Source organism: Cupriavidus sp. PET2-C1, from assembly GCF_054515855.1.
In genome coordinates this window covers 1,919,898-1,937,147 of the sequence record NZ_CM137259.1, presented here as the reverse complement: position 1 = coordinate 1,937,147, position 17,250 = coordinate 1,919,898, and the positions used below count along the sequence as shown (strand labels likewise).

The window sequence follows — 17,250 nt, the reverse complement described above, 5'->3', positions numbered from 1 at the left end:
AGCAGGTCGGCATGCTTCGATGCGACCGTTGACTTGGCTGACCTTCGCGGCGCCAGCAAAAAAACCCAGACTGTCACGGGGATAACAGCCTGGGGCGCGATTGCGGGTTGGAGGGGGTCACCCACTCTGCAAAGGTAGATCATCGACACATAGGGGTATGCCGACAAACAAAAGTCTAACGAGATTTCACGGTGCAGGAAATCGGATAAGTCTGATTTTTATGGCGCTCGTAATCGGATAAGTCCGAATTGATCAAGCCAGTGCGATTGCCTTTCTCCTCAGTCCAGGCGCGCATTGACGCCAAAAAGGAGGAAATCAAGAGCCGATCCTGCCGTGATGCAGAATCGGATTTGTCCGATTTTCATCTCATGTTAGCGATGCTAATATCGTTCCACTGATCAGCTTCGCCCGGATAGGCCGGCAGCGTTGCGTCGCTTTTGCGCTTCGGAGGTAAGCCTTGTCTAATTCCGTTATTCCTTCCCAACTCGATGTGCCGCCACCATGGGGCACGCGCTTCGATATACGCGATACGCTCGCTGCGTACCGTGCCGAGGCCGTTAAAGTCCATCTTGCCGCCACGCGCCCCACCCAGATGCGGGCATTGCGCCGCGAGCGGCTGCGCGGGCTGGCCGCCGGCGCGGTGGGCTGTGGCACGGCGGCGGTGGCGGCGTGGCTGGTGGCGACCTGGTTGACGGGCCCCGCGCCTGCGCCCTTGCCCGCGCCCTTGCCCGCATTCAAGCCGGTGTCCATGCCTGTGCCCTCGCCCGTGTCCCCGCCTGAGCGATCGTCCGCGCCGGATGCCGGGCTGCAGGCCGCGGTGGCCGAGCAGCCCGAAGCCGTGGCGGCCGCGGTTGGCTCGCCCGCGCCCGCGGCTCCTCTGCCCGCCCCTTTGCAGGCGGAGAACGCAAGCCCCAGCGCAACCAGCAACACAGCCAACAGCACAGCCACCCACGCAAGCACCAGCCCCATCGCCGCTCCGGTCCAGTACGCCGTAGCCCGCGGGCACGCGTATGCCGCGCCGGTTCCTGCCAGGCAAACGGCCGCGCGCAGCGCCAGGGCGCCGGCTGCCTATGACGCGGGCGATAGCGCTGACGATCACCCGGGCTATAGCGCCGGCTACAGGTTGGCTGTGCCGGCATACGATGCCAGCTCGCGCCCGAGCGCCGTGGCCTATCTGCCGCCCGACTCGCATATCACGTTGCATGAGCACCCCCGGCTGATTGACGAGTAAGGCTGCCGCCTTCCACGCGAGCCGATTTCATCGGCTCGATCCCGGTCGCCGTGGCAGAGAGACTCGCCGCGAACCAAGCGAAACGCGCGTCGCTCCCGGCCAGCATCCCGACATCGGCTTTTCCAAGCGCCCGCTTCGATTTCGCTTTCGATTTCTCTGTCGGTTAAGCAATGCCCCGTGCCTGGAGGCCGCGCTGTGTCGTTGAGCACCATGCTTTTCGTACTTGTCTGATTCAAATCTGGCGAATGCGTATTTAGAATGGCCTGCTGTTCAATCACTCCCAACGCTACCCGTCAACGCCTCCACATACGTCATTATTTTCAGTAGCGGATCGAGATCCGGTGCATTTGGCCTGTGGCGGAATAGGCCAGGCACTCCGCCATGAAACTGCAACCGACTCCAATTTCCATCGCCATCCTGATGGTGCTGTTCCCGGTCATTCCGCTGGCCACGGCAGCAACGGCTTACCCCGGCATCGATCTTTCCACACCCGATGGGGAAACCCGTGTGCTCATGCCCGGTGACACGGTCACGCATGCGGACGCCGGCGCAGCGGTCAATATCCGTGGCGCCAACAATGCCCTCTCGGGCAACGGCGTAAGCATCCAGTCCGGCATCGCAGGCACGAGCGCCAGCGCGCGGGGCGTCACCGTCAGCGCCGGCGGCACACTGGCACTGTCCGACAGCAACATCACCGCACTGGGCAGCTTCGATGCCAATGCCTTGGTCGTTCGCGATGCGGGCAGCAAGGCAACCCTGAACGACACGCGGATAAAGACCGAGGGTCAATACTCCCACGGCGTGCAAGCCATCGACGGCGGGCGCGTCGAGATGACCGGGGGCTCGGTTTCCACCCAGGGTAGCGAAGCCCATGGCCTGAACGCGGCGGGCACGGACGCCATGATTACCGCCCACAAAACGCAAATCACCGTCCTTGGCGAGGGCGCCTCGGCAGTCCACGCGGCGGATGGTGCCAGCGTCGTCCTGGATCAGGCAAAGCTCAATGCCACTGCCACCACGCAATGGGGCGGCAAAGGCATCAGTGTCGACCGTGGTACCGTGACCGCAACCAACACCGACATCGTCTCGGTCCGCGGCACCGGCATTCACGCGTCCGGCGGCAGCGTCTCGTTCTCCAATGGCACCATCGACGCGTATCGCGACGGCGTGTATCTCACCAGGGCCGGCGGAGCGGAATTCACCCCGTCCGAAGCCGATTTGCGCGATGTGGTGGTGCATGCCGAGACGGGTTCCGGCATCGACGCAAACGCTGATGGCGTCCGTGCCAGGCTGGAACGCGTGCAGATCAGCAGCAATGGTTCGAACGTCGCTGGCATCCGGGTTCCGAGCGAGAGCGTTGTGGTGACCAAGGACGTCTCCATCAAGATGACCGGGGAAAAAGGCGTGGGCGTGGAAAACCGGGCGGGCACAGTCACCATGGACGGCGGCTCGATCACGACGCGTGGCGAAAGCGGGCACGGCATCTACGTCTCCGAACTCTATAGCGGCAGCGGCAGCAGCGCGACGACCACCGCGCGCGGCGTCGCTATCGAGACCTTCGGCAACGCTGCCATCGGTGTGGTCTCGCGCCTGTCCGGGTCCAACGTCGAGCTGGAAGGTGGCTCGGTCACCACCCACGGCCACACTGCCTACGGCATGCTCGCCAACGGCGCGCGCCTGGACGCAACAGGTACCATCGTGCGCACCGCTGGCGCCGGCTCCCACGGGCTGATGATGGGCAACCAGGGCGCGCAGGCCAGCCTGGACGGCGTCGACATACGCACCGGCGGCACAGGCGCCAATGGCATCCTGGCCTACTCGAACACGCCCGGCGTCGACAACGCGATATCGATCCGCAACAGCCATATCGAGACCGAGAACGGCAATGGCATCTCGGTCGAAGGCAGCGGCCTCGTCGCTAACCTGGTCGACACCACGATCATCGGCAGATCCAGCAGCGGCGATGGCGCCTTGTTGTACGTGGACGAACGGCACCCCTCCTCGCCGGGCGGCGATGTGGTTGCCGCACGCCATGTGCAGCTCAACGCGCAGCGCAGCCACCTGGAGGGTGACGTGGTGCTCGACAGCGGGTCGGCCAGCGTGACCCTGCGCGACCACTCCGTGCTGACCGGCGCCCTGCTCAACAACGCCGGGCGGACGGTGGATACGATGAGCATCGACGACAGCAGCACCTGGCGCGTGCGCGGCAACTCGACGGTGGCGCGCCTGGACAATGCCGGCACGGTGTCATTCGCCACCCCGGGCAGCGCGTTCAAGGTGCTGGACGTGACCGGCAACCTCAGCGGCGGCGGCCTGTTCGAAATGCGCACCGACCTGGGCGCCGGCCAGGGCGACCTGCTGCGCATCGCCGGTACCGTGGCGGGCAACCACCGCGTGCTGGTCGCCAACAGCGGCGCCGAGCCGCTGGCCGGGGGCGGGTCCCTGAGGATCATTCAGAGCGAGGGCGGCCCGGGTTCTTTCGTGCTCGCCAACCGCGATCAATTGGTAGATGCCGGCACCTATCGCTACGCGCTGAAATCCAGCGACACGGTGGGCGGGCGCCCCACCGACTGGAGCCTCGTCAATAACAGCGAGCTGTCGCCGGAAGCGGTGACGCCGCCGGACCTGTCCCAGATTGCGCCACCCGGCCCCAGCGACCTGTCCACGGCCGCCAACGCCGCGATCAATACGTCCAGCGCCAGCACCGCGCACGCGATCTGGTATGCCGAAAAGGGCACGCTGGCCAAGCGCTTGGGCGAGTTGCGCCAGGGCAAGAACGAAGGTGGCGTCTGGGTGCGGGGTTTCGGCGAGCGCCAGAAGCTCGACAACCGCGGCGGCCGCTCGTTCGAGCAGACCGTGGGCGGCCTGGAGGTCGGCGCCGACAAGTACCTGCCGGTCGAAGGCGGGCGCTGGTATGTCGGCGGCATGACCGGATACAGCTCGACCGACCGTCGCTTTCGTGACAAAGGCACGGGCGGCGCCGATAGTTACCACCTCGGCGGCTATGCCACCTGGCTGGCTGATGCCGGCTGGTACGTCGACAGTGTGTTCAAGGCTAACAGCATCCAGCAGAACTTCGCGGTGGTGGCGACCGACGGCCAGTCGGTGAAGGCCGATTCGCACCAGAACGCCATCGGCGTGTCGGTGGAAGCCGGCCGCCAGATGCCGTTCGGCGTCGGCTGGTTCATCGAGCCTCAGGTGGAGCTGTCGCTGCTGCGCGCCAGCGGCGCCAGCTACCGCGCCAGCAACGGCCTGCAGGTTGATGCCGGCAGCGGCAATTCGATGCGCTTGCGCGTTGGCTCCCTGCTCGGCCGCCGCATTGCATTGGCCAATGGCAACGCCGTGCAGCCCTACGTCAAGCTGAGCCTGTCGCAGGAACTCGACGGCAGGAGCACGGTACGCACCAACGGCGTGGCTACCCGGACCGATCTCTCCGGCAGCCTTGCCGAGCTGGGCGTGGGCGTTGCCGCGTCACTGGGCACGAACCACCACCTGTACGCCGACTACGGGTACGCAAGCGGCACCAGGCTGGACAAGCCGTGGGCGGTCAGCATGGGCTACAGGTACAGCTGGTGACCACAGCCCCGCACCCAGGCCCAAGCCGCCCATATCGAATCAGGACGCCAACGCGCGGTTGCCTATGGCTGCGCGTGGTTTTGTGAGGCTTCGTGAGGTTTCGTGAGGTTTCGTATCCCCGACTCTGACATCAGGAAGAAAGGAGAATCCCAAATGCAGGAAAAAGCGCAAGGAAAATTGCAAAACATAGTGCAACAAAAACGCGCGCTGGCTCGCCGTGCGGCGGCCGCCGCCCTGCTGCTTGCCGCCGTCAATGCCGGTGCCGCAACGTCGGCACAACCCAGCGAGCTTGACGACGGGCGGGCCACCCAGCTGAGCGGCCTGGTGGCAACCATGTATCCCGAGCTGGACGCCTTGTACAAGGATCTGCACGCGCACCCCGAGCTTGCATTCGCCGAGACCCGCACGGCATCGCGGCTCGCCAGGGAGATGCGCACGCTCGGGTTCGAGGTGACCGAGAATGTGGGAAAGACTGGCGTGGTGGCCCTGTACCGCAACGGCCCGGGCCCAACCATCATGGTGCGCACCGACATGGATGGCCTCCCCATGGAAGAGAAGACCTCGCTGCCCTATGCTAGCAAGACAGTCACCACGTGGAACGGGCGCGAGAGCTTCGTTGCGCATAGTTGCGGCCACGACTTGCACATGGCGACCTGGGTAGGCGCCGCGCGTGCCCTGGTCGCCATGAAAGGCCAGTGGCGCGGCACCTTGATGTTCGTGGCGCAGCCGGCCGAAGAGATCGGCGCCGGCGCCAGGGCCATGCTGGCCGACGGACTGTTCACGCGCTTTCCCAAGCCTGACACGGCGCTCGCCTTGCACACGGATCCCCGGCCTTACGGCACGGTCAGTTACAGCGTGGGCCCGATGACGTCTGCCGCCAGCGCATTCGAGATCCTCTTCAAAGGCCGTGGCGGACACGGCTCCGCACCCAACAAGGCGCTGGACCCGATCATCATTGCCGCGCGATTCGTCACGGATGTGCAGGCCGTTACGAGCCGGGAAAAAGATCCGATGGCATTCGGCGTGATCACCGTCGGCGCGCTCCAGGCAGGAAGCTCGGGCAACATCATTCCCGACAGCGCGGTCTTGCGAGGCACAATCCGCGCTTATGATTCCGGGGTCCGGGCACTGCTTGTCGACGGGGTGCGGCGCGTTGCGCAGGCATCGGCAAGCGCGGCCGCTGCCCCCGAGCCGGAGATCACGATTACGGACAATGGCCTCGGTGTGGTGAACAGCGAGACTGTGGTCGCACGCGTCGAGGCCGCGCTGCAGACGGGCCTGGGCAAGGACAAGGTGGCCCGTACGCTGCCGCTCACGACCAGCGAGGATTTCGCGGAATACGGCGGCGAGGGGGTGCCTTCGATGTTCTTCCTTGTGGGAGTGCTTGACCCTGAAGACGTCTCGGCCGCAAGCAAGAGCGGCGGCAAGCCCCTGGTGTTCAATCACTCGCCCTACTTCGCCCCGGTGCCCGAGCCGTCGATCAAGACCGGTGTCACCGCCATGAGCCTGGCCGTGCTTAGCCTGCTTGCGGCACCCTGAATGCGCTTCGCCGTGCGATGTTCCTGTCGGCCTCCTGATAGGCGACCGGCGCCTCGGGCTCGAGCTCGGCCCGGCTGCGCACGTAGGAGATCGTCGCGCGGACATCCTCGATCTGCCAGGCAGGACCGATCTCTTGCCGGGGCTGCCCGCCGCTGCGGCCCAGCCGCCGGAAATCGAACGTCAGGGCCGCGATGCCTTCATTGACAACTGCCGCCGCGTAGTCCTCCAGGTCACCTCACTGGAAATCAGGACGACGGAGAAGACAGATCTAAGCATGACGAAAGACAGGCGGCGCGAAGCATCAGCGCGCCGAGTCCAGCACCTCGCTGTCCTTCAGCACGTTCTGGGCCTTGGTGTAGCTCTCGATCAGCAACTGGTACGCCGGGAAGATCTTGGTATAGATCTCGGCCCACTGCATGGCATCATCCCTGTGCCAGGTCTTCTGCAGTTCTGAGGCGACCGCGGCAGTGTCCATCGGTACCACACCAGCCTGTACAACACGGGCAAGCGTAATCTCTTGAGCCATCTTCGAGTACGTGCCAGACGCATCGACTACGGCGAAAACCCTGTAGCCATCCGCGGCAGCGCTAATCGAGGGAAAGGCCATGCACACGCTCGTAATGGTGCCCGCGATGATCAGCGTCTTGCGGCCGGTGGCCTTCACCGCCGCCACGAAATCCGGATTGTCCCAAGCATTGATTTCGCCTTTGCGGGCGACATACTGGGCGTGCGGCGCGTTTTCGTGAATCTCCGGGATCAACGGACCATTGGGCCCTTGCGGCACGGAGGCCGTGGTGATGACCGGCAGCTTGGAAAGCGTAGCCATCCTTGCCAAGGCTGCGGCACGGGCGCGCAGTTCAGGCATGGGCATATCGCCCACCGTCTGGAACAAACCGCTCTGATGGTCGATCAGCAGCATGGCCGAATCGCTGGGGTCAATAATCGGGCGCTGGCCATTGAAGTTAGCAGGTGTGCTCATCGTGCTTCTCCTTGGGGGTGAAGGTGCATCTGCACCAAGTTTTGAATGTTCTGCCACCATGTGCCGGCAGAACAGGAACGACTTAACCATCTGACCAAAGCGCCTACTGTTGAAGTCGGCATAGGCCTGGAAGATGTCTTGCTGGCTGATCATCACGAAGTGTCGTCGCGGCTAGAGCATAGGTGTGAGGCGGCATGGCCGGTAGACTGCCAAAGTGGGCGACAGAGTCCTATGTCGAGAACGATGGGGCCGCTCTTCTCGTGCAAGCGCTGACGGATCCTGAGCTAGGGAATTGGCATTCACAGCCCCCATGTGGGTCGGCGAGCCGGTGTTTGGGGCGTGATAGAGTTCGCAGGGTACCGGCGGATGGCGAGTAGGAACCAATGAAGACGCTGCTGATCGTCTACCACACGATGACCGGGGGAACAAAGCAGATGGCCGAGGCGGCAGCCGACGCGGCGCGTATGCAGCCTGACGTCGCGGTCAGGCTGCAGCGGGCGGCCGAGACCGGTCCGGACGATGTGCTGGCGGCCGACGGCTATCTGTTCGCGACGCCGGAGAACCTGGCTGCGATGTCCGGGCTGATGAAGGACTTCTTTGATCGCTGCTACTACGCGGCGCTTGACCGCTTGAACGGCCGCCCGTACGCGGCCATGATCTGCGCCGGCAGCGACGGGCAGAACGCGCTGCGTCAGGTCGAACGCATCGCTACCGGCTGGCGGCTCAAGTGTGTGGCGCCGGGCCTGATCGTCTGTACCCATGCACAGACACCCGAACGCATTCTGGCACCCAAGGAGATCGGCGCCGAGGACCTGGCGCGCTGTGCCGAGCTGGGCGCTGGCTTGGCGGCGGGTCTTGCGCTTGGCGTCTTTTGACGTCGAATCCCGTCACGTTCGGGCTTGGCGCGATAAGCCTCCCGCCACCACGCGCCTGCGACTGATAGTCAACTTTCTTCCTCCGTCCCGCCTGTTGCGCCTGTTGCACCGCAGCACGGCCTTAATGCTGCCTTAATCCCGCACGAACTAGTATCTGGCAATCCTTGCGGTGGCAGGAGTCCGCCGCGCCAAGCCTAACGTCGAAGGAGTTCAACATGACAGCACGCCCCAGCTACGAGGCCAGCGCCGCAGCGGCCAGCAAAGTGCCGGAAGTCACACTGGCATTCTGGCTGATCAAGATCGCCGCGACCACGCTCGGAGAGACCGGCGGCGATGCGCTGTCCATGACGATGGGACTGGGCTACCTGGTCAGCACTGCGATTTTTGCGGCGGTGTTCCTGGTGGTGGTCTGCGCCCAGGTGCGCGCCAGGCGCTTCCAGCCGCTGCTGTACTGGGCCACCATCGTGGCCACCACCACGGTCGGCACGACCCTGGCGGACTTCGCGGACCGCTCGCTTGGCATCGGCTACGCCGGGGGATCCACGTTGCTGGCGCTGCTGTTGCTGCTGTCGCTGGCGTTGTGGTATCGCTGGCTTGGCACGGTCTCGGTCGACAGCGTGCATTCGCCGCGCGCCGAGCTGTGCTACTGGGTCACCATCATGTTCTCGCAGACGCTTGGCACGGCGCTGGGAGACTGGACTGCCGACACGGCCGGGATGGGCTACGTGGGCGGCATGGCGATCTTCGGCTCGCTACTGGCATTGCTAGCCCTGGCCTACTACCGCACGCGGATCTCACGCACGCTGCTGTTCTGGGCGGCCTTCATCCTGACGCGCCCGCTCGGGGCGGTGGTGGGCGACTTCCTCGACAAACCCCTGCAATCCGGCGGGCTGGCACTGGGTCGCTTCAGTGCTTCGGCAGCGCTGCTGGGCTTCATGGCGCTTTGCCTGCTGCTGATGCCGCAGCGGGCCGCAGCCCGGGCCCGGCACTAGCGGCTGGCCCCCGGATCCGCTTGCTTGCTGCCGGCTTGACGTCGGCTTGATGTCGATCAACCGCCGGGACGGTGCCGTATCTATAGTGGTATTTGGCCTAGCTTCATCCCGCCGTAGCTTGATCGTTTCCACCCGCCAGGAGTGCGCCATGAACGACGTCAGATCCGCATTTTCCGTACACCGCGCCACGCTACAGCGCGATGTCAACGTCCTGCTAGCCGATGTGCAGGCATTGCTGCGCGACGCTGCCGCCTTGACCGGCGAGCAAGCCGGCCAGGCCCGCGAGCAGTTCAAGGCGCGGCTGGAGGCGCTGCAGCTGCGCCTGCGCGAGTTGCAGGCGCAAGGCCGCGGCCAGGTGCGCGATCTGGCCGATGCGGGCGAAGCGTACGTGCATGCGCACCCATGGCGCGCGCTTGGCGCGGCCGCGGCGGTTGCCGCCGTATGCGGGGGGCTTGTCGCCATGTTGGTCGCGCGCCGCGATTGATGACCGCAACATGGCGCCCGCGCAGCCTCGCTACCACCGCTGGCTCAACCTCGGGCTTCTGGCGATCTGCGCGCTCACGCTGAGCGCGGGATCGCTGCTGTACTGGTTCGAATCGGCGGCGCTCGCGCGCACCGTGTGGCTGATCGGCGTCCTGCCGGTACTGATTGTCCTGGCCGCCAGCACCGTGCTCGCGGCGTGGCGCCGCAATGCCGGCGTGGATGTCCTGGCTCTGCTGGCCATCGGCTTCGCATGGTGGCTGGGCGAGCACTTTGCCGCCGCCGTGATCGCCCTGATGCTGGCCAGCGGACGCGCGCTGGAAAGCTACGCGCAAGCGCGCGCCGCCAGCGAGATGAGCGCGCTGCTGCGCCACGCGCCGCGCGAAGCCAGCCGTATCGAAAACGGCGAATGGCACCCCGTACCGCTGGACCGTGTGCGCCCCGGCGACCGGCTGCTGGTACGCACGGGCGAAGTGGTGCCTGCCGATGGGACGTTGCTCCAGGCTGCCGAACTGGATGAATCCACCCTGACCGGCGAGGCCATGCCGCTGCGCCGCGCGCCGGGCGAGCCACTGCGCAGCGGCGTGGTCAACGCCGGCGCGCCGTTCGAGATGCTTGCTGGCGCCACGGCGGCGCAAAGTACCTACTCGGGCATTGTCCGCCTGGTGATGGAGGCGCAGCAAAGCCGCAGCCCGTCCATGCGCCTGGCCGACCGCTACGCCCTGCTGCTGGTGCCGCTGGCGCTGGCCGTGGCCGGCGCGGCCTGGATCATGACCGGCGACGCGCACCGGGCGCTCGCGGTGCTGGTGGTAGCCACCCCCTGCCCGCTGATCCTGGCGGTGCCGGTGGCCATCGTCTGCGGCATGTCGCGCGCTGCCAGCCGGGGCATCCTGGTCAAGAGCGGCGGTGCGCTGGAGCGGCTGGCGCAGTGCCGCGTGCTGTTTTTCGACAAGACCGGAACCCTGACCACGGGCCAGGCCCGCGTTTCGGCCATCGAGGCGGCGCCGGGACACGCGCAGGACGAAGTGCTTCGCCTCGCGGCTTCGCTGGCACAAGCCTCGGTGCATGCCAGTTCCCGCGCGCTGGTCGCCGCGGCGCGCGAGCGCGGCCTGGCGCTCGCGTTGCCGGGCGAGGTCGCGGAGGATCCCGGCGCCGGCCTGCGCGGCAGGATCGGCGGGCATGTGGTCACCATCGGCTCCCTGGCGCACGTGGCCAGCGCAACCGCGCCCATGCCGTGGATGACGGCATGGGTACGGCGCATGGGCCATGAAGGCGCATCGGCTGTCTTTCTTGGCGTCGATGGCGCCATGCGTGGCGCGCTGCAGCTCGCGGACCAGATCCGGCTTGACACGCCCCGCGCGCTCAGGCTGCTCAGGCAGGCCGGCATCCAGCGCATGGTGATGCTGACCGGCGACCGCGACGACGTGGCGCAGATGACAGGCGCGATGCTGGGCGTGACGCAAGTGCGCGCCCAGCAGACGCCCGCGCAAAAGCTCGCGGCGATCCGCGAGGCGCAGCGCAACGACACGGTCATCATGGTTGGCGATGGCGTCAACGACGCGCCCGCGCTGGCCGCCGCCGACGTCGGCGTGGCAATGGGCGCGGCAGGCGCGGCCGCGTCGGCGCAGGCTGCGGACGTGGTACTGCTGGTCGACCGCCTGGACCGCCTGGCCGAGGCGATGCAGATCGCCCTGCGCACGCGCCGCATCGCCGTGCAAAGCGTGGTGGCGGGCATGGCACTGTCGCTGGCGGCCATGATCGCGGCCGCATTCGGCTACCTGCCGCCGCTGGCGGGCGCGCTGCTGCAAGAACTGATCGACGTCGTTGTGATTCTCAACGCGCTGCGGGCACGCAAGCCGGGGCCCGAATGGCAGCCCGCGCAAATCACGGCGGCCGAGGCCGCCAAACTGAAGACCGAGCATAGCGAGCTGGGGCAGGTGCTCGACCAGGTACGATCGATGGCGGATCGCGTAGCCAGCCTCCCCGGCGAAGCCGCCGCCGCCGAACTGGCGGCGCTCAACGAGGCACTGCGCGCGCAATTGCTTGCGCACGAGCTCCACGACGACGCCGACCTCTATCCGGAACTCGCGCGGCGCCTCGGCGGCAAGGACCCGCTGGCTGCGCTCAGCGGCGGGCATCGCGAGATCTTCCACCTGGTGGGCATGCTGGAGCGCATCGCCGCGGACCAGCCCGCGGACGGCATCGACCTGGAAAGCGCACAGGAAGTCCGGCGCCTGCTCTACGAGCTCAATGCGATCCTGCGCCTGCATTTCGCGCAGGAGGACGAGCTGTATCACGCGCTGGGGGACGCCTGACGAACTGCGCGCTGTACACGCGCTGTACAGTGTGCCCAGGCCTGCATCAGCGCAACGACACCAACGCGAGCGCCGCGGCCCAGGTCACTGCGGCAGCCAGCACGAGCCCCGCACCGACACGCAAGGCAAAGGCGCGCCCGCCGGCGGCAGCCAGCACGATCTTGGTAGCGGTGTTGGCGGAAAAAGCCGCCAGCGCCGGCCACACCGCCGCCTCCGCCGACATGCGTCCCGCCGCCACCTGCGCGGCAACCGACACGGTTGCGGCATGTGCATCGGCAAACCCGCCGGCCACGGCAACCACCATCAGCATCCCGGGGCCGGACCATGCCCGGGTAGCGCCGTTAACCAGCAAGAGCAAGGCCATGAGCAGCACGAACCCCGCCGCCACGCGCCAGTCCAGCGAGCGACCTGCCAGTTGTGCGCCGTCCTGTGCGGCTGGCCTGCGCGCTGCCAGCCAGAACCAGAAGCCGGCATAGAGGCCCATTGCCGTCAGTCCGGCCGCGAGGGGCAATGCCAATGCCCGGAACGCTGCCGCGCTGGTCGCCGCCAGCAACAGCAGCATCTGCACGAACGTGGCCACGCTGGAGAGCAGCGCGGCCGCCACGGCCGCGTCGCGTATGTCCGGCGCCTTGCGCACCATCGCGGCCATCGAGCCGATGGTCGCCGCGCTGGAGACAAAGCCACCGAACAGGCCGGTCACCGGCAGGCCTACTTGCTGCCCGAAGAGCCGCGTGGCGATATGCCCGGCAGCGCCCATCAGCATCACCAGCATCGCCACCAGCCAGAGCGTGCGCGGGTTCCAGGCGTCGAACGGGCCCATGTAGCGGTCGGGGAGCAAAGGCCAGATCACCAGCGCCGCCACCGCCAGCATCAAGGCATCGCTCAGCTCCTGCCGACTCAGCGCGTTGCGCACCAGGCCGTGCAGGGTCGCCTTGCCGTGCAGCAGAATCGCAAGAACAGTGGCAATGCCTGCGGCAAGCGCCGGATGCGTGACAGCCAGTGCGCCGAGCAAGACCGTGCACAGCAATGCAATCTCCGTTGTCATGCCGGGATCCCTGGCCGCGGTGTGGCGGTAGCCCAGGGCTGCCAGGCCGGCTATCGCCAGCAGGACGGCCGGCAACAAGCCGGCGTTGGGCAGGAACGCGCCCAGCGCACCGCTGACGCTGGCAATGGCAAACGTGCGCAAGCCAGCCGGCGCCTCGCCGCCTTCTGCCGCCTGGCTGCGTTCCCGCTCTAGCCCGATGGCAAGGCCGATCCCGAGCGCGACGCAAAATGCCACGGCCGTGTGATCCATGCTATTCCTTGGCAAACGTTGAGCGAAAGGCTGAGCGTACCGGCAACGCCATCCCATCCAGTCTGGACCATGCGCGCGCAACCGGCTTGATATGCCGCAAGCTTGATGCGGATCAACAAGGGCCGGCGGCACGGTTCTAGAATCATTAGATGGGCATTAGATGGGCGAAACCATGATTTGCCGTCGCCGCACGATTTGCGCGATGCAGGCCCGATGAGACATGCCCGGTGAGACGGGCCCGCCCTGACCGTTGACAACAGTGAGCGATGCAGCGGCAATCCACGCGCATTGCCGCGTTATCGCGTTACCGCACTATCGCGCGCATCCAGGAGATTCACCATGACAGACCAGACCGATGTCCCCCTCGCGTGCTTCGCCGCCAATTGCGAGGCGGGCCTGCGTGCGCTGACCCTGATGCAGGAGAGCCGGCAGCGCTTTCTCGAGCTCCAGCTCGATGCGGTGCGCAAGGACATCAAGACCTTGCACGACGTAGGCGCGCAGCTGGCGAATGCCGGCGACTTCGCCACGCTCGCCACCCTGCCGGCCACCTTCGTGCGCAACCAGGCCGAGCATTACGCACAACGGATGCAAGCCTGGATGAGTCTTGCCATTCACAACCAGACCGCCATGGTGGAACAACTGCGGGAAGCCGGCGAGACCTGGCAGCGCTGCCAGGCCGCGGCGCTGCAGCAGGCCGGGAGCACCGCTTCGCTGCCCGCGCCAGTGCAGGAGATGTTCGAAAAATTCAGCCAGACGGCGGCCACGCTGAACGGGACCGCCGGCAGCACCGGCGCCGCTACGAAGAAGCGGGCCATCCATGCTGGCTGAGCTGCCGGCGGGGATGCCAGCGGGAATGCCGCCGGCCCCCGCTGCCATGCCCCCCTGAAAATCGACAGCTACCTGGGCATGAAGCTGGAGATCGTCAACCGTGCCTTGTCGCGCATCCAGCGCGACAGCCTCATCGAGGTCAAAGACAAAGGCGCGACCCTGCTGGATCTTGACGCGCTGCACAGCATCCAGGCGGGCGCCGTTGCGCAAGCCTGCCCTGCCAGCCTTGTGGGGGCAATGAGTGCGCGGCGCATCATCTTGCGCGCCTGCTTGATGATGGTTTGCGGTTGGTTTGCGGTTGGTTTGCGGTTGGCTTGACGTCGGGTCATGAAACGCGCGCGGTTCCGCTTGCCGCCGCAACCGTAGTGCCTAGACTGGCAGAAAGCTGCGCAGGCGTACCCGCGGCGCTCGCCTTTCCTGTGCTCCGCCTTGCACTTTATTGCGCCTTCCTTTTTCCGTCCCCGGGGGTCGATGCCATGACCATCAAGATCGTCTTCGCAAAAGCCATCCCCTCCTATTGCCCGGCTGATCTCTGCCTCGAGTGCGCTGCCAGCGTCAACGGCATCCCGGCCAGCTACGCGATCACGGCGGAGGCACTGGAAGACCACTTCGGTGCGCGCTCGCACCGGCCGGAAGACCTCATCCAAGCCTTCGAAGGACACCGCGAGGATATCGAATGCGTGGCGCGGCAGCTGTTTGAATTGACCGCGGCTCACAACATTGTGCTGCACAGCGGTCATTTCCGTTTCGCGCTCTAGGCCTGGCTGTGCGCCGGCTGGCGCGGCGCCTCAATGGCAACAACACCAGTTGCCAGCAACGGATCGAACGAATCGAACCGATCGAGCGGATCGGACAGGCACAGGGCATTGCATGCAGGCATCGAGGCGGCAGGCGCGACAGCGTTGGCCTTGGGCCTGGGCGGCCGCCACCACTGCGGTCCCGGCGCGCAGCCGGTGCAAAGCATGGCGGCCAGGCAAGCCGCAAGGCCGCGCCAGCGGGCGCCGCCGCCCGCGGCACGTGAATCGGGAACTGTCATCTTCATCGCCGCCTCCAGTAGCTGGCGCTGCGGCCCCGCCTTGTCACGCCCGTGGCCTGCCGCGCCGAACCCTCGTTCCGCTTCAATATAGGCGCGTGGTTGCCGTGGAGACTTGCCCGCTCAGGCTTCCTTAGGCGATAGCCATGCTGTCCGCTGCGCGGCGCCGGTCTGGCCGTTGGCGGCTTCCACCTGCTCGGCAAAAGCGTGCAGGGCCGGCAGCGCCGCCCCGCTGGCCACATCGGCCTGGCGCAGCGCCAGTACCGGCAACGGCGGCTCGGTGGCCAGGCGGGCGATTTCCTCTGCCGCCCTGAAAGCACCTTGCCGGGCCATCACGCAGATCACCGACGTCTTGCAGGCCAGTGGCATGTGGTCGCGCAGGAAGCTGCGCATGGGCGCGGCCAGGTGGCCGACCCAGATGGGCGCGACGATGACAAGCCGCTGGCAGTTGTCCAGCGCCGGGCCGGCGTAGCGGTAGCCTACATGCCGCTGCAACAAGATATCCAGTACGCAGCGCGCATCGCCCAGCAACCCGGCGCGGCTGGCCTGGTCGCCGACTTCCGCCAGCGGCCAGCCGGATTGCGCCGCCAGCGCTTCGGCGGCCTGGCGCGCCGTTCCGGTGCGCGAGTAGTAAACGATCAGGATCTTTTCCATCGATGGCTCCTCAGCTCTCGATCCGGGTTATCCGCGCGCCGACCAGCGACAGGCTGATCATGATGCCGCCGTTGGTCAGCACGAACCCCACAATATCGCCCCGCACGGTATTGCTATCTGCGCTGGCACCGATGCCCCGCGCCCGCCACCGCGCCGCCGGCGAGCGCGCAACGTGCGCGTCATGGCCCCACCGCCGAGCCGGGGCTGGTGCCCGGGGAGCCTGATGCGGGCTTTGTGCCGGCATTCGCCTCAGCCTGGGGCGCGTGCACCAGCAGTACCGGCCGGTGGCATTGCCGGACCAGTGCCTCGGCTACGCTGCCCATCAGCAGGCGCCGCACGCCGCGCCGGCCGTGCGTGCCCAGCACCAGCAGCTCCGCCCCGGTCTGCTGCGCCACCTGCTCGATCGCGTTGGCAACGTCGCCCAGCGCCAGTGCTTCATCCACCATCAGCGTCTTGCATGTCACCTGCGCAGCCGCCGCCTTGGCCTTGGCTTCGTCCAGCAGGATCTGCCCGCCTTCGAGCAGGCCGGCGTGCAGGTCTGTCAGGTCGATGTAGCCGACCTCGTACCTGAGGTAGCTGTTATCGATCACATGCACCACGGTGAGTGCCGAGCGCATCGCGGCGGCCAGGCGCAGGGCCTCCTCCAGCGCCCGATCGGAGGACTCGCTGCCATCCACGGCAACCAGGATCTTGCTGTACATCTTGTACCTCCTGCTTAAAAGACAGGCGCCGCAGCTTGCAGCCGACGCTTCCAGTTTGTACGCCCGGGCAAGCGCGGTGTTGATGTAGATCATGGCATTCGCTGCTTTCCCGGGCAACGGGCCGTTTCTGCGCCTTGCGCGCATCGCCCAGGCCGCTTGACGTGCATCAATACGCCCCGTGCCCAGCCCTCTATGCTGCAGATGGAAGGCGCGCCCATGCGCGCTTTCCTTGCAACATTGCAACATTGCGACATCCAGCCAGGAGGCAGGGACCATGTACCAGAGAATATTGCTCGCGGTGGACGGCAGCCGCTCTTCGGACCTTGCCCTGAGCCAGGCCATCACGGTGGCCAAGGCGACCGGCAGCGAGGTAAAGGTGCTCTTCGTGGCGGACGACAACGATGTCTTCTTCACCGCGGGCAGCTACGACCCGCGCAAACTGATGGAAGGCATCCTCGCCGCGGGACGCGATGCACTGGCAGCGGCCGCCACGCGCCTGGCGGATGCCGGCATCCCGCATACCACGCTGCTCCTCGAGAAGCCCGTTTCCCCCGGACAGATCTCCACCACGATCGTGGAGCAAGCCGACCGCTGGAATGCGGACCTGATCGTTGTCGGCACGCATGGCCGCAGCGGCTTGCGGCGCCTGGTCATGGGCAGCGTGTCCGAAGGCGTGGTGCACAAGAGCAACAAACCGGTGCTGATGGTGCGCAGCGAGATCGAGGAATGAGGGCACCCCGAGAACAACGGGCT

16 protein-coding genes are annotated in these 17,250 nt (G+C 66.4%); 11 read left to right on the top strand and 5 right to left on the bottom strand.

Annotated elements, in window-relative coordinates:
• Positions 1-457 precede the first annotated feature (457 nt).
• From ACX12D_RS08825 to ACX12D_RS08815, 3 genes are all read left to right on the top strand, one after another.
• Positions 458-1,231 (top strand): hypothetical protein, encoded by a 774-nt coding sequence (locus tag ACX12D_RS08825; RefSeq protein ID WP_459373702.1) that lies wholly within the window; start codon positions 458-460, stop codon positions 1,229-1,231.
• Positions 1,232-1,612: 381 nt separating this feature from the next.
• Positions 1,613-4,807, top strand: coding sequence for an autotransporter outer membrane beta-barrel domain-containing protein (locus ACX12D_RS08820; protein WP_459373701.1), 3,195 nt, complete (start codon positions 1,613-1,615; stop codon positions 4,805-4,807).
• A gap of 189 nt (positions 4,808-4,996) precedes the next feature.
• Positions 4,997-6,346: an amidohydrolase gene (locus ACX12D_RS08815; protein WP_459373700.1), complete on the top strand. Its 1,350-nt coding sequence runs from the start codon at positions 4,997-4,999 to the stop codon at positions 6,344-6,346.
• 301 nt (positions 6,347-6,647) lie between these two features.
• On the opposite strand, the gene ACX12D_RS08810 is transcribed toward ACX12D_RS08815, so the two are convergent.
• The gene (locus ACX12D_RS08810; protein ID WP_459373975.1) at positions 6,648-7,325 is read right to left on the bottom strand and encodes an isochorismatase family protein; all 678 of its coding nucleotides are present in this window, start codon (positions 7,323-7,325) and stop codon (positions 6,648-6,650) included.
• Between the two features lie 383 nt (positions 7,326-7,708).
• Between ACX12D_RS08810 and ACX12D_RS08805 the strand changes: the two genes are divergently transcribed.
• The 4 genes from ACX12D_RS08805 (at position 7,709) to ACX12D_RS08790 (ending at position 11,987) form a co-directional block, all read left to right on the top strand.
• A complete protein-coding gene (locus ACX12D_RS08805; RefSeq protein WP_459373699.1) occupies positions 7,709-8,200 on the top strand; it encodes an NAD(P)H-dependent oxidoreductase in 492 nt (163 codons plus the stop codon).
• A 215-nt stretch (positions 8,201-8,415) separates the two neighbouring features.
• Positions 8,416-9,192, top strand: coding sequence for a COG4705 family protein (locus ACX12D_RS08800; RefSeq protein WP_459373698.1), 777 nt, complete (start codon positions 8,416-8,418; stop codon positions 9,190-9,192).
• A 148-nt stretch (positions 9,193-9,340) separates the two neighbouring features.
• Positions 9,341-9,676: a DUF883 family protein gene (locus ACX12D_RS08795; protein ID WP_459373697.1), complete on the top strand. Its 336-nt coding sequence runs from the start codon at positions 9,341-9,343 to the stop codon at positions 9,674-9,676.
• 10 nt (positions 9,677-9,686) lie between these two features.
• Complete coding sequence (locus tag ACX12D_RS08790; protein ID WP_459373696.1) at positions 9,687-11,987, top strand: heavy metal translocating P-type ATPase; 2,301 nt, start codon at positions 9,687-9,689, stop codon at positions 11,985-11,987.
• Between the two features lie 46 nt (positions 11,988-12,033).
• Here the strand turns inward: ACX12D_RS08790 and ACX12D_RS08785 are convergent, their stop codons facing one another.
• Positions 12,034-13,281 carry an MgtC/SapB family protein gene (locus ACX12D_RS08785; RefSeq protein ID WP_459373695.1) on the bottom strand — a complete coding sequence of 416 codons (1,248 nt, stop codon included), beginning with the start codon at positions 13,279-13,281 and terminating at the stop codon, positions 12,034-12,036.
• A 339-nt stretch (positions 13,282-13,620) separates the two neighbouring features.
• Between ACX12D_RS08785 and ACX12D_RS08780 the strand changes: the two genes are divergently transcribed.
• The 3 genes from ACX12D_RS08780 (at position 13,621) to ACX12D_RS08770 (ending at position 14,867) form a co-directional block, all read left to right on the top strand.
• Positions 13,621-14,109, top strand: coding sequence for a phasin family protein (locus ACX12D_RS08780; RefSeq protein WP_459373694.1), 489 nt, complete (start codon positions 13,621-13,623; stop codon positions 14,107-14,109).
• A gap of 78 nt (positions 14,110-14,187) precedes the next feature.
• The gene (locus ACX12D_RS08775; RefSeq protein WP_459373693.1) at positions 14,188-14,427 is read left to right on the top strand and encodes a hypothetical protein; all 240 of its coding nucleotides are present in this window, start codon (positions 14,188-14,190) and stop codon (positions 14,425-14,427) included.
• 158 nt (positions 14,428-14,585) lie between these two features.
• Complete coding sequence (locus tag ACX12D_RS08770) at positions 14,586-14,867, top strand: DUF1488 family protein (protein ID WP_441632003.1); 282 nt, start codon at positions 14,586-14,588, stop codon at positions 14,865-14,867.
• Here the strand turns inward: ACX12D_RS08770 and ACX12D_RS08765 are convergent.
• The 3 genes from ACX12D_RS08765 to ACX12D_RS08755 form a co-directional block, all read right to left on the bottom strand.
• Positions 14,864-15,151 (bottom strand): hypothetical protein, encoded by a 288-nt coding sequence (locus tag ACX12D_RS08765; protein ID WP_459373692.1) that lies wholly within the window; start codon positions 15,149-15,151, stop codon positions 14,864-14,866. The two genes, ACX12D_RS08770 and ACX12D_RS08765, sit on opposite strands and share 4 nt — an antisense overlap.
• A 114-nt stretch (positions 15,152-15,265) precedes the next feature.
• Complete coding sequence (locus ACX12D_RS08760) at positions 15,266-15,796, bottom strand: flavodoxin family protein (protein ID WP_459373691.1); 531 nt, start codon at positions 15,794-15,796, stop codon at positions 15,266-15,268.
• Between the two features lie 179 nt (positions 15,797-15,975).
• Complete coding sequence (locus ACX12D_RS08755) at positions 15,976-16,497, bottom strand: universal stress protein (RefSeq protein WP_459373690.1); 522 nt, start codon at positions 16,495-16,497, stop codon at positions 15,976-15,978.
• A 274-nt stretch (positions 16,498-16,771) separates the two neighbouring features.
• On the opposite strand from ACX12D_RS08755, the gene ACX12D_RS08750 reads away from it, so the two are divergent.
• Positions 16,772-17,227, top strand: coding sequence for a universal stress protein (locus ACX12D_RS08750; RefSeq protein ID WP_459373689.1), 456 nt, complete (start codon positions 16,772-16,774; stop codon positions 17,225-17,227).
• Positions 17,228-17,250: the final 23 nt, after the last annotated feature.